This is a genomic window from Thermococcus thioreducens (assembly GCF_002214545.1).
GTDB classification, from domain to species: Archaea; Methanobacteriota_B; Thermococci; order Thermococcales; family Thermococcaceae; genus Thermococcus; species Thermococcus thioreducens.
In genome coordinates this window covers 828,960-841,117 of sequence record NZ_CP015105.1, presented here as the reverse complement: position 1 = coordinate 841,117, position 12,158 = coordinate 828,960, and the positions used below count along the sequence as shown (strand labels likewise).

Annotated in this window: 14 protein-coding genes; 9 read left to right on the top strand and 5 right to left on the bottom strand. The window is 52.6% G+C overall.

What is annotated here, in order from left to right:
* Positions 1–55: 55 nt before the first annotated feature.
* Positions 56–1,291, bottom strand: coding sequence for a 2,3-bisphosphoglycerate-independent phosphoglycerate mutase (locus A3L14_RS04555; protein WP_074631259.1), 1,236 nt, complete (start codon positions 1,289–1,291; stop codon positions 56–58).
* A 119-nt stretch (positions 1,292–1,410) separates the two neighbouring features.
* Here A3L14_RS04555 and A3L14_RS04550 point away from each other — a divergent pair, with 119 nt between their 5' ends.
* Complete coding sequence (locus A3L14_RS04550) at positions 1,411–1,920, top strand: HIT family protein (protein WP_074631261.1); 510 nt, start codon at positions 1,411–1,413, stop codon at positions 1,918–1,920.
* Here the strand turns inward: A3L14_RS04550 and A3L14_RS04545 are convergent.
* The 3 genes from A3L14_RS04545 to A3L14_RS04535 all read right to left on the bottom strand — a co-directional run bounded on the left by A3L14_RS04545 (position 1,917) and on the right by A3L14_RS04535 (position 4,042).
* Positions 1,917–2,612, bottom strand: a complete 696-nt coding sequence (locus A3L14_RS04545) for a hypothetical protein (RefSeq protein ID WP_074631262.1) — start codon at positions 2,610–2,612, stop codon at positions 1,917–1,919. The two genes, A3L14_RS04550 and A3L14_RS04545, sit on opposite strands and share 4 nt — an antisense overlap.
* Positions 2,613–2,658: 46 nt before the next feature.
* Entirely contained in the window at positions 2,659–3,408 is a 750-nt protein-coding gene (gene thyX, locus A3L14_RS04540; RefSeq protein ID WP_074631264.1) for an FAD-dependent thymidylate synthase, read from the bottom strand.
* A gap of 109 nt (positions 3,409–3,517) precedes the next feature.
* A complete protein-coding gene (locus A3L14_RS04535; protein ID WP_088886112.1) occupies positions 3,518–4,042 on the bottom strand; it encodes a DUF996 domain-containing protein in 525 nt (174 codons plus the stop codon).
* Positions 4,043–4,276: 234 nt separating this feature from the next.
* On the opposite strand from A3L14_RS04535, the gene argF reads away from it, so the two are divergent.
* The 4 genes from argF (at position 4,277) to A3L14_RS04515 (ending at position 7,846) form a co-directional block, all read left to right on the top strand.
* On the top strand, positions 4,277–5,224 hold the full coding sequence (gene argF, locus A3L14_RS04530; RefSeq protein WP_074631266.1) for an ornithine carbamoyltransferase: 948 nt from the start codon (positions 4,277–4,279) through the stop codon (positions 5,222–5,224).
* A 70-nt stretch (positions 5,225–5,294) separates the two neighbouring features.
* A complete protein-coding gene (locus tag A3L14_RS04525) occupies positions 5,295–6,653 on the top strand; it encodes an ATP-binding protein (protein ID WP_074631268.1) in 1,359 nt (452 codons plus the stop codon).
* Between the two features lie 75 nt (positions 6,654–6,728).
* Positions 6,729–6,950, top strand: a complete 222-nt coding sequence (locus tag A3L14_RS04520) for a hypothetical protein (protein WP_074631270.1) — start codon at positions 6,729–6,731, stop codon at positions 6,948–6,950.
* Between the two features lie 41 nt (positions 6,951–6,991).
* Entirely contained in the window at positions 6,992–7,846 is an 855-nt protein-coding gene (locus A3L14_RS04515; protein WP_074631272.1) for a hypothetical protein, read from the top strand.
* Here the strand turns inward: A3L14_RS04515 and A3L14_RS11660 are convergent.
* On the bottom strand, positions 7,843–7,989 hold the full coding sequence (locus A3L14_RS11660; protein WP_157726977.1) for a hypothetical protein: 147 nt from the start codon (positions 7,987–7,989) through the stop codon (positions 7,843–7,845). The two genes, A3L14_RS04515 and A3L14_RS11660, sit on opposite strands and share 4 nt — an antisense overlap.
* 148 nt (positions 7,990–8,137) lie before the next feature.
* On the opposite strand from A3L14_RS11660, the gene A3L14_RS04510 reads away from it, so the two are divergent.
* The 4 genes from A3L14_RS04510 to A3L14_RS04495 all read left to right on the top strand — a co-directional run bounded on the left by A3L14_RS04510 (position 8,138) and on the right by A3L14_RS04495 (position 12,148).
* Positions 8,138–9,424, top strand: a complete 1,287-nt coding sequence (locus A3L14_RS04510; RefSeq protein WP_074631274.1) for an ATP-binding protein — start codon at positions 8,138–8,140, stop codon at positions 9,422–9,424.
* A gap of 55 nt (positions 9,425–9,479) precedes the next feature.
* Positions 9,480–9,758 (top strand): hypothetical protein, encoded by a 279-nt coding sequence (locus A3L14_RS04505; RefSeq protein ID WP_074631277.1) that lies wholly within the window; start codon positions 9,480–9,482, stop codon positions 9,756–9,758.
* Positions 9,703–10,623 carry a hypothetical protein gene (locus A3L14_RS04500; RefSeq protein WP_143597785.1) on the top strand — a complete coding sequence of 307 codons (921 nt, stop codon included), beginning with the start codon at positions 9,703–9,705 and terminating at the stop codon, positions 10,621–10,623. Before A3L14_RS04505 ends, A3L14_RS04500 begins: the two co-directional genes overlap by 56 nt.
* Positions 10,624–10,828: 205 nt before the next feature.
* Positions 10,829–12,148: an ATP-binding protein gene (locus tag A3L14_RS04495; RefSeq protein ID WP_055430276.1), complete on the top strand. Its 1,320-nt coding sequence runs from the start codon at positions 10,829–10,831 to the stop codon at positions 12,146–12,148.
* Positions 12,149–12,158: the final 10 nt, after the last annotated feature.

Sequence of the window (12,158 nt, the reverse complement as noted above, 5' to 3'; positions counted from 1 at the left end):
CAAACGCGGGTGTCTGTAGCGCCGGGTTAAGCCCATACAAGAAAAGATTATGGGGCTAGGCCCCGAACTTCTCGCTCCTGTTCATGAGATCCATCATTATGTGCACGATGTCGTGGCCCTTAATCCTGCCGAGGCCGCCGCGCATGCACTCGCGCTCGCCGAAGCTCTCCGTATAATCAGCCCTGACACCACCGCCGGCTATGAGAACAGGCACCGGGTCACCGCTGTGGTTCATGACCTCGCATGGTGTGCTGTGGTCGCCGGTTATGGCTATAACAACGTCCTCCAGGTTGATGTTGTTGACTATGTAACCTATCATCCTGTCGGCCTTCTCTATCATCTCGGCCTTGAGCCTCGGGTTGTTGTCATGGCCGGCGGCATCGGTGGGCTTGAAGTGCAGGAAGACGAAGTCGTAGTCCTTCAGAAGCTCGACTACTTTCCTTGCCTTGGCCATCTCGTCGGTGTTGTACTCACCGGTGGCTCCTTCCGGCGTGTAAACGTCGAATCCTATCGCCCTGGCGACGCCCTTGACGAGGGAGACAGCGACGACTGCCGCTGCCTTCACCTTCCACTGCTCGGTGAACTTCATTGGGATTCCAGGGTAGGTTCCGGCACCGCGGATGAGCAGGTAGTTGGCGATGGGCTTGCCCTCCTTTCTCCTCTTCTCGTTGATTGGGTGCTTGTCAAGAACCTCGTGGGCCTGCCTGACGAAGTCGTTGAGTATCTCGGCGACCTTCTTGCTTTCATCGTCCTCCCAAGTGAACTCATGGGGAGGTTTCCCGGCCTCGTGGGGGTCGTTCTCGCCGACTTTATAGCCTGCGGCCATGCCCTTGAGAACGAGAACGGCTCTGTGGCCTGTGGCCCCTACAAAGATGAACTCGACCGGAAGCTTAACGTTCTCCTGAATAGCTTTTGCCAGCTCGTGGGCTTCTTCGGTGCTTATCCTTCCGGCGCGCCTGTCAGTTATGATGCCGTTTTCGATGGTCGCGAAGTTGACGCGGAAGGCCAGGTCGTCCTCGCTCAGGTCGAGGCCAACTCCGAGGGCCTCAAGGAAGCCCCTTCCGCGGTAGACCTTGTAGGGATCGTAGCCGAAGATGCTGAGGTGGGCTGTGTCGCTACCAGCCGGCTGTCCGGGCTTTATTGGGTCCTGCTGGCCGAGGATTCCGAACTTTGCAAGACCGTCCATATTGGGTGTGTCCGCGTACTCAAGTGGGGTTTTTCCGCCGAGTTCTTTTATCGGCCTGTCGCCGAGGCCGTCGAGGATTATGAGAAGTCCCTTTCTCTGCTTCATACCTATCACCTGGAGTGAGTAGTGTGGTGGAGTTAAAAGCTTTGTTGGCCGGATTTGGATGGTTCTCTCTTCAAAAAAGCTTTTAACCCCTCCTTCTTTCTCCCACTGGGGGTGAGGGAATGAAGATAATGTGGGCACCGTGGCGCATTGAGTACATACGCTCACCGAAGCACGACGGCTGCATATTCTGCGACTTCCCTAAGGAGAACCGCGATAGGGAGAGGCTCATCCTCTACCGGGGGAAGCACGCTTTTGTCATCATGAACAACTACCCCTACAACCCGGGCCACGTCATGATAGCACCCTACCGGCACGTCGGGAGGTGGGAAGACCTCACCGACGAGGAGCTCCTTGAGATCATGAAGCTCTCCCAGCTCATGATAAAGGCCCTGAAAAAGACCATGAACCCCCACGGCTTCAACATGGGCGTGAACCTCGGCCGTGTCGCCGGGGCAGGGATAGACGACCACGTGCACCTCCACATAGTGCCGAGGTGGAACGGCGATACCAACTTCATGCCGGTGATAGCGGACACGAAAGTCATTCCAGAGTCGCTTGAGGAGGCCTACGAGGAACTCAAGGCGGCAATAGATGAGATAATTGGTGAAAAAGCGGAAGAGAAGGCCTAAATTTTTCTAACCTTTATCTTAAACGCCCCGTCCAGGGGGAGGCCTTCAAAGAGCTCCGGGGTTACCTCCAGCACAGGGAGGTCGGCCTCGACCACAGTCTCTTTATTAAGCGGATCCCTCACAGTGAGCCTAACGAGCCTCCCATTTCTAACGGTTGCAGAGAGTTTAACCCCCTTCTCAGAAATACCCTCAAGGACGAAGTCTTCCCCTCTGAGCTCCCAGACGATCCTCTTGATGAGCGCGGGGGCGCTTTCGGGGCTCACATGGTGGACCACACCTTCCTCAGATTCCAGCTCCAGCACCGGGCAGGTCGCCTGGGCACTGCAGAAGTCCCTTATCGCTTCCGCTATCCCCCTGGCGAAGATTTCAAGCGGCTTGCCCATCAGGAGTTCGCCGAATCCAGACCAGCTGGCGGTAACTTTAAGTCCTTTCCCCTGCATCTCAAACGTAACGGTCAGCACACCCTTCTCTCCGGTAAAGGTATAGACGGCACCGTTCTTCATGAAGCCAAGGGCAAGCTTGAACTCGTAACCGAAGTCAAAGATGAACCGGGGGACTTTGAATCTAACAGTATCACCGTGAAGGCTCTCGAAGTACGGGAAGAACGGAAGGGTCTTTTCGGGTTCGCTGATGACTACCTGAAGACTGTCCCATGAATGGGGCAGTTCCACCTCATAACTCTTGATTTTCATGATTACTCACCGGGAACTCCTGAGAAAAGCCAATAAAAAGGTTTTCTTAAACCGTTGGTTTGGAACCCGTCAGGGCTTTCCACCTCTCCCTTGTCCTCCTCCAGCAGCCAGGTGGCATGAGTTCGCCCTCAGGACAGTAGCCCAGCTGGACGCATCTGGGTCCGAGCTTTGCCCACTTGATAATCGGCCTCAGGTCATCATTCTTCGCAATCTCTTCCAGCATCTTCCATGCAACCTCTCTTATCTCCCACTGGGCCCTTTCACAGGTTCTCAGGCCGAAGAAGTGCTTGAGCTCGCGGAGGTTCATGGTAACAACGATTTTAGTTCTAACCGCTTGGGGAAGAATGAAGCGCGCGTCCTCCTGGTGGAGGCCTGCCTTGTAGCTCTCCTCGTAGAGCTCTATAGCTTCTCTCATGAGGCGCTTCCATTTCTCGTAGAGTTCTGGCCTCTGCTTCACAGTTTCAGGAATCACGAAGGTCTCCTCAACGTCGTCAGCGTTGAGCTTGATGTAGCGCTGGCTCTGCTGGGTGTAGCTGGCTATCCTGTGGCGGACAAGTTGATGCGAACAGACCCGAGAACATCCCTCGAGGGCAAACGTCAGAACCGCGTGCTCAAGGATTGACTCGTGGCCGTAGCCCAAAACCTTCGGCAGGTGCATCTCGACGTCCTTCTCGGTAATCCGCCCGAAGGCCTCGCTCTCCCACTCGTCCCAGTAGCTTATGAGCGCTGACCACGTGACGGTTTCAAGGGGTTTTTTCGTATAATTGACAAGGGTAACCTTGATTCCACCGCTCATTTGCGCCACCGAGAATAGAAGAGGGCCAGGTTTATTAGGTTTACCCGAAGGGGCGCCCTCCTTACCCTGGGTTGGGATATAAAAATTTCAAAATACGGGCAAAGGAAGTTCACGCGACTGGAGGGAGCTCTTCTCCGGGCTTCTCAATCTCATCTGGGAGGGAGAAGAAAGCTATTATCTCCAGGATTGCCGCTATCAACACGAGCAGCCCACCTATCAGGACTATCATCAGGATGGCACCGACGATGTAAAGCAGCGCCGCCGTGTGGAAGGCTCCAACCCCTGTCTCCTCCGAAATCATGTCGTAGCTCTGTTTCATGAACCAGGCCCCGACTATCATAAGCACCGCCGCGAGCAGGCCGCCAACTCCCATCATGCCGAGGCCAAACTCGGGCGCCCCATGCGCGGCCATTCCCATTATTGCCCCCCACCAGCTCGCCACGAAAACGAGGCTGGCCAGAATTCCAAGTATCGCAGCCCAGAGGTACTTGCTGAATATCTCCTCCCTTCCGGTGGCTTCTGCGATGTTCTTAACGGCAAGGAGCTTCAGGATAAAGCCCACGAAGCCCAGTCCGACAAACGTCAGGATGGCACCGATGCCGCCCATCAGCTTTGCATTCCTCAAATCCGCCACGCCAATCACCTCGACATTTATTAGGGGATTTTTTTATAAAAGAGTTTCTACTCAAAACTGTAAAACCGCCGCCCATTTTCCATCCGAAATGCATTGGGGGAACAAAAAGAACAGCGATGCACATTACATTTGGAAAGTCGGTGCTCGGTAATGCTCAAAAGATTTCAGTTAGCCACGATTTTTTCCGACGAAAGGGTTATTAAAAGGGAGCGCCAGCATTAAACGGTGATGCACATGGTGGTTAGCCTTGCTGGAAGGGACGTTCTCTGCCTTCAGGACTTCACGAGGGAGGAGATTGAAACTATTCTCAAAACCGCCGAAATGATGAAGATATGGAACAAGATAGGAAAGCCGCACCGCGTCCTTGAGGGGAAGACGCTGGCAATGATATTCCAGAAGCCCTCAACCAGGACGAGGATTTCCTTCGAGGTCGGCATCTACCAGCTCGGCGGCTACGGCCTCTACCTCAACGCGAACGATCTTCAGCTCAGGCGCGGCGAGACGATAGCCGATACCGCCCGCGTCCTCAGCAGGTACGTCGACGGGATAATGGCCCGTGTTTTCGACCACCAGGACGTTGTTGACCTCGCCAAGTACGCCGACGTTCCGGTCATCAACGGTCTGAGCGACTTCTCGCACCCGTGCCAGGCTTTAGCGGACTACCAGACCATACTTGAGAAGAAGGGCAGGATTCAGGGACTTAAGGTCGTCTACGTCGGCGACGGCAACAACGTGGCACACTCACTCATGATAGCCGGGACTAAGCTCGGTGCCAACGTCGTCGTTGCAACTCCAGAGGGCTACGAGCCGGATAAGCGCGTAATCAAGTGGGCCGAGCAGAACGCGGCCGAGAGCGGTGGCAGCTTCGAGCTCCTCCACGACCCGGTTCAGGCAGTTAAAGGTGCGGACGTCATCTACACCGACGTCTGGGCGTCAATGGGTCAGGAGGCCGAGGCCGAGGAGAGGAGGAAGATATTCCAGCCGTTCCAGGTGAACAAGGAACTAGTCAAGCACGCCAAGCCGGACTACATCTTCATGCACTGCCTCCCGGCCCACCGCGGTGAAGAAGTTACGGACGACGTCGTTGACTCCCCGAACAGCGTCGTCTTCGATGAAGCGGAGAACAGGCTCCACGCCCAGAAGGCAGTGATGGCCCTCGTCATGGGCGGGATAAAGGTCTGATTCTATTCTATTTTCCCGTTTTGAAGTTCAGCAAAGAAACCCTTATAAACAAAGAAACTTACTCTAAAGTATGATACTCGTGAGTAAGTTTATTGACCGCGAGCCGGAGCTGGAGTTCCTGAGGAGCAGATACAGTTCTGAAAGGCCCGAGCTGATAATCCTCTACGGACGGAGGAGGATAGGAAAAACATACATCCTTCAGAAGTTCCTTTCCGAAGTTGATGGGGTCTATCTGCTCGCCGAGGAGAGCGAGACCATCCTCGACGACTTCTCCGAAAGGCTCGCCGAGTATTTCAAAGACCCGTTCCTCATGGAGAATCCATTTCAGAACTGGAGGGCTTTCTTCACTTATCTCGCAGGAAAAAGCTCTGAAAGGCTTGTAGTGGTAATAGATGAGGTTCAGTACATAGCGAAAGCCCAAAGGGACTTTCTCAGCGTCCTCCAGAAGTACTGGGATATGCATCTCTCCAATACAAAGATAATGCTGATACTCTGCGGTTCGCTGGTTTCGTTCATGGAGGGCGTTCTTTCAGCAAAGTCACCGATATACGGAAGAAGAACCGGGGCGTGGAAAGTTGAGGAAATGGACTTTTTCAACGTAAGGAAGTTCCACCCCCTAAGCACCGAGGAGGCCGTCCACGTCTATTCCGTCTTTGGAGGAGTCCCACAGTACTGGGCTGATTACGATCCAGAGCTTGACTTCTGGGACAATCTAAGAGTTCTTCTGCTGTCGAAGGGTGCGAAATACTATGATGAGCCAAAATACCTTCTTAAACAGGAGCTGAGGGATGTTTCGAGGTACTTCTCCATACTGAGGGCGATAGCACTCGGCTACAACCGCTTCGGCCAGATAGCCGACAGAGCTAAGGTTGACCTTAACTCGCTCGGCAAGTACCTCAACGTCCTTGAGGGGATGGGATACATAAGCGAGGAAAAGCCCCTCGTGGGACGGGGAAGGGGCATCTACAAAATAACCGACAGGCTCTTCAACTTCTGGTTCCGCTTCGTCTATCCGAGGAAAAGCGAGATCGAGATGGGGTTTGACGTCGTTGAGGACATCAAGCCCAAGTTTAATGAATACCTTGGCTTCGTTTTCGAGGAAATAGCAAGGCAGTTCTTAGTTGAGCTCAACAGGGCCGGAAAGATACCCTTCAGGTTCACGAGGATTGGAAGGTGGTGGCATAAAGGGGAGGAGATTGACATTGTGGCGCTGAATGAGAGGGAGAAAAAAGTTCTCTTCGTGGAAGTGAAGTGGAAAGAGCTGAAAGAGAGGGAAGCACGGGAAATCTTGAAGGATCTGGAGCGGAAGGCCGGGCTTGTCGGTCTCGATGACTGGGAGAAGGGCTATGGTCTCGTGGCAAAGCACCTTGAGGGTAAGGAAGAGCTGATGGATGACGGCTGGATGGTTTGGGACCTGAGGGACTTTTAGGGAACCTGAGGAAGAAACGGTTTTATACTTCTGGGCCGAAACATTTACGGGCCCAGTGGGGTCGGTGGTAAGACGATGCTGCTGATGAAGAAGGAGCCGAGGAAGGTAAAGATCAGGGAGAAGAAGGGGCTGTTCGGGCCGGTGAAGGAGTGGGAAGCGGAGTACGTGGTGGTGAGGGATCCGGAAAGAGAATACGAAAGAATGACCGATAGGATCGCAGCGGCGGTCGTCCGGGGCCTGGACATACCGAACGACGCAATTACTGCCATAACACACACTGGTGGGAACACGCAATAAGGGAAAAAACGAATGGGAATGAGTACAGGCGCGTATATCTCGTGCTCGAGGGGGGCGAAGACATACCGCCGTGGAGGATATGGGACTACCACAGGAAACTGGAACTGCTGAGGGCAACGATCGGGCTTGCCACGTTCGCCGCCACGTATAAGCACAGGGAAACCGGCATATTCGGCAGGTTCGTGGATGATCCGGACCCGCACCACGTGACGGGGCGGGCGCTCACGAAGGTGGCGAAGAAGAAGGTGCACGCAATACCCGGCGACGTGAATGACGAAGAAGCGGCAAGACATATAAAAACAGATCCGGAGCCGAATGCGTACGTCATACCGGAGCCGGACGAACTATTCGAGAACGAGGAGAACGTGGAAAAACTTGCGGAGGCACTGAGAGACGAGTTCTACCACGCATACAAGATCCTCATACCGGATGAGGACATCGCCTACGCACTAAAAAAATCCTACGAGATCGTGAAGAAGTTTGCAGACAAGGAGAGTTTCAAGGAGATCATGCAGGCAAGCCCCAGCGAAAAGGCCGTCATGAAGCACCCCGCATACAAGGAACTCATCAGGTTCCTCGAAGACTTCACCGGAGCCAAAAGGAGTGTGGAGCGTCCCAAGGCAGTCCAGGGGAAGAAGGGGGATAACGGAAAGGAAAGCGGGAACTCGCTTACCGTTGAGGTTCTGACGATGCTCCAGGCATTGAAGCTCCTGAACTACAGCGAAGAGGCCGTGAACAACGCGGTTAAGGACCTTGAGAAGAAGATTAGGAAGATAACGGAGCTCGATTACCCGACGCCCGAGGACGTTTACAGGCTCGGCCTGTACTACCTCGCGCTGTCCTACATAAGGAACGGAAAGTTCGAAAAAGCGGAGGACGTCTTCAGGGGGCTTTAGCGCACCAGCGCCTCAAGGTCTTCCAGGTCCATCATGCCTTCCCCTTTTTTCATCGATTTTTTCGGCCTTCTGCCACGAGCTGGGGTTCTTTCCTTCCCCTTCCTCTCAAGGAACTCCAGCTCCAGCTCTCTGTCCACGAACATTGGCTGCTAAAAATGATGTTGACAGAGTATAATACTTTTCCTACAGCATTCTGATTTCGGGAAGGGTAAACGTGCAGAACAGCAATTTATAAATGGTTGTCCAGCATACTGGACAAGGTTTATAAATGATGAGGGGGTATTAATCTCCATGAGGGAGGATTTGGCCAAGGTCTTAGTGGAGTGGCAGGAAACCTGGACGCCCGAGCTCGTCGAGAGGGACTTTGATGTCTCCCTGATACCGGATAAACCGAGAAAGGTTGTAACCTTTGCCGGCTGCCGGAGGTCAGGCAAAACGTACCTGATGTTCCAGCTCATCAACGAGCTGTCAAAAAAAGCTCCGAGGGAGGAAATATTCTACATCAACTTTGAAGATGAAAGGCTCGAAAAGAGAACCGAAACTCTAACGGAGCTCATACCAACGATAGAGGAGCTCTACGGAAAAAAAGATGGGCTGTACCTTTTTCTGGACGAGATACAGAACATTCCGGGCTGGGACTCGTGGGTGAGGAGAGTCCATGATTCGAGGAGAGACGTGAGGCTTTTTTTAAGCGGTTCTTCCTCAAAGCTCTCCAGCAGAGAAATCCCCACCTCACTCAGAGGCAGGGCCCTGACGTTCGAGGTTTTTCCCCTGAGCTTTCGGGAGTTCCTGAGGTTCAAGGGTTTTGAGGTGCCGGAGAATTTAGATTTCAGCCCAAAAAAGCCAGCCTTACTCAACCTGCTGAGGGAGTACCTCCTATACGGAGGTTTCCCAGAGGTGGTTCTAACCAGCGACGTGAGGGTCAAGCGGTTGATAGTTATGGACTACTTCAACACGGTAATAGCCCTCGATGTCGTGGAGAGGTACTCAATCAGAAACCCGGAAGAGCTCAGAGCTTTCATCCGACTTCTCCTTAACTCCGAGTACGTGAGCCTGAGCAAAACCGCGAAAACTATGAGGAGCATGGGCTACTCAATATCCAAATCAACGCTCGCCAGCTACCTGAGGTACCTTGAGGAGTGCTACTTTGCATTTCCCCTTGAGGTGTATTCCCCCAAGGTGAGGCTCAGGATGCAGCACCCCAGAAAGATATACTTCGTTGATACGTCCTTTTTGACGTTTCTTAGCGTGAAGTTCAGCGAGAACATGGGGAGGCTTATGGAGAACGCCGTTTTCATCGAGCTCCTCCGGAGGAGAAAGGAAGTTAATTATGCCCTCGGGAAGAACTGGGAGGTTGATTTCGTCCTGCCTGAGGAGGAGACACTGATCCAGGTGAGCTACGATATCAGCGGAGAAGAGACGTTTAATCGTGAGGTGAACGCTCTCAGAAAGGCTTCGAGAGAATTCGGATTTAAAAACGTCCTGCTGATTACATGGGACGTGGCGGGCAGGGTAAAAGGGAAGGACACCACCATAGAGATGACCCCCCTGTGGAGGTTTTTGATGGGTTCCACCTGAGCCGGCAGGCAACCGTTTTATATGTTTTTAACATACAGTCTGTGAGGGGTGAAGAATGGCGCCGATCGCAGAGATGGGGTGGGGAGAATTTGAGTACGAGGTGCCGAAGGGGTGGTTCGGAAAGGAGAAGAAAAAACTGAAGTATGTGGAGTATAAACCAGTTTTTCCAAAATCCACAGGCTCCGAAATACTAGCAAAGGCAATAAAGGAGAGTTTAGATCTGGATCTCGATGGGCGGATCTCCATAGATGCTGCCCTAACACACACACGAGTCAGAGATGGTAGATCCCCCGATCCCCGTGGTGAAGAACCCAAAACTGCACGAGCCGTCTGACTACGAGCGAATGAAGGGAGGGTTCTACGAAGCGGGGAAGTGGTCGACCTTCCTGCACCTGCTAGTAACGCCAATAATTGCAAAGTACGGGTTTGGGAAGATAAGTGATCTCGATTACAGGAAAAACTTCGTAAAAGCATTAAAGGAAGCGTTGAGCAGGGTGAAGATAGCGGACGTGAAGGCATATTTACATAACGCAAGTTTAAAACCGGAAAGAGTAAACGATCTAAAAGATGGTTTCCTCCTCCCACCGCTGGAAGAGGTTCTCCAGGGCCCCAAGAAAAGGGACGAGTTTGTGAGTTGGCTGCGGGTAGCACTCAGAGATGTAGGAGTAAGAACATACGAGGAGGAGATCGACAAAATGATTGATAGGGTATATCCGCTTGCTATGAAGATACACGACAAGTTCGTTAGCAGGTGGGGCGGCTTCGATGAATGGGGCCACCCAATAACCACGGTAGCGAGCGAGGAAGTAAAGAAGTGGGAAGAGTTCGAGGAGTACCTGAAAATACTCCAAGAATTCGCTGGTGTTAAACTGAAGCAACCAGAACCAACTATCGCTGAGAAGAAGGCACAGCCGGTCGAGAGAATACAGACAGAGGAAAGAACTATTGGGACATCCACAGACCTCACCAGTGCGAAGCTCGAAGTCCTTTCCATGCTCCAGGCCCTGAAGCTCCTCAACTACAGCGAAGAGGCGGTAAACAACGCCATGATGGACTTCAAGAGGAAGATTATGGACATCATAGAGCTCGAAAACCCCACGTTGGAAGACCTCTGCAGACTCGGCATGTACTACCTTGCGCTGTCCTACATAAAGGAAGGGAAGTTCGAAAAAGCGGAGGAAGCCTTAAGGCACCTCTGAGTTCTCCTGCATTCTCTACAGCCCTTCACCATATTCGAGCCCTCAGGAAGTGCCGTTTTATGAGAGTACTTCCACAAAAAGGGCACTTTATGAAAGCGGGCTTTCATAAACGGTGCAATCTATGAAAGTGAACTTTCATAAAAGGGACATTTTGTGAAAGTGCACTTTCACAAACCTTATAAGTCATGAAAGCGTACTTTCACATATGGCGGTTAAGATAGTAAAACTCGTCAGGCACAACCCCTGGTGGAAGGGAGCAGACTGGGAGAGGGAAGACCCGGACCTCTCACGTGTGGAGGATGTGATTCCCAGGAAAGAAATCGTGATAAAGGAAGGTTCAGTAACGCTCCTCAGAGGAATTCGCCGTGCCGGCAAGAGCTTTTACATTAAGACCATGATAAAAAGGCTGATTTCAGATGGTGTAGCTCCCAGGAGGGTCGTCTATATACCCTGCGACAGGTTCACAAAGAGAGAGGTCAGGGGCTTCATAGACGAGCTGAGACTAAGACACGGGGAGCTTTACGTCTTCCTCGACGAGATAACGTACCTCGATGGCTGGCGTCTCCTCCTCAAAGAACTCGGTGAAGACAGAATAACTACAGTCGCAACCGGCTCTAATCCGGTAGAGATGAAGAGAGAGGCCGAGCTTTTACCCGGGAGGGGCATCGAGGGAAACGAGTACTACTTCAACCCCCTGAACTTCAGGGAATTTGCGCGGTTTATGAACCCTGAACTGCCGGATGTGTCTTTTCCCTACAACGAACCAGCCGTTGATAGCGTTTTCCCCTGGTACGAGGAGCTTGAAGGGCTTTTCTACGCGTACATTCTTACTGGCGGTTTTCCTGAGGCAGTTTTGGACTACAAAAGCTCTGGAACCATCGGGGAGGAGCGGTACGAGGAGATAATAAGGCTGGTTCTCGGCGAAATTGCCAAATCTGGAAAGAGTGAGGAGATTGCAAGGGAACTCCTGGAGGCGATTTTCAGGCTCAAGGGCAACCGCGTTGATTACGTAACCCTCGCTGGAGAAGTCGGAGTTTCCCACCCGACCGTTAGGGAGTATCTCTCGACCCTTGAGAGCGCGAGGGTTATTTACACCCTTGAGGCCTGGGACATAGCCAAAAAGAGGCACGCCCACCGGAAGGAGAAAAAGATAGTCTTCCAAAGCCCCCTCATAGCGACGGCACTGGCGGTTTATCTCGGTGAGAATCCGGTTGAGTTCGTTGAGGGAAACGTTGAATGGCTTGTCGAGAACATCGTTGCCTCTCATGTCATCTGGCACATCGAGGAACCAATACTCCGGGAAAAGCACTCCTTCGCCGGATTTTACTACGACAGGAACAAGGAGTGCGACCTCGTTGTGCGGGAGGGGGGAAAGTTCTTCGGGATCGAGGTGAAATACGGAAAGGTGAAAAGAAAGCACTACCCGTTCCCGACCCTTTACGTCTCGAAGGATGAGCTTGGTGAGGACACCGTTCCCGTCTCGCTGTATCTTCTCGGCCTGGAGAAGAGCGGGAGGTCAATATGATTTTAAACCC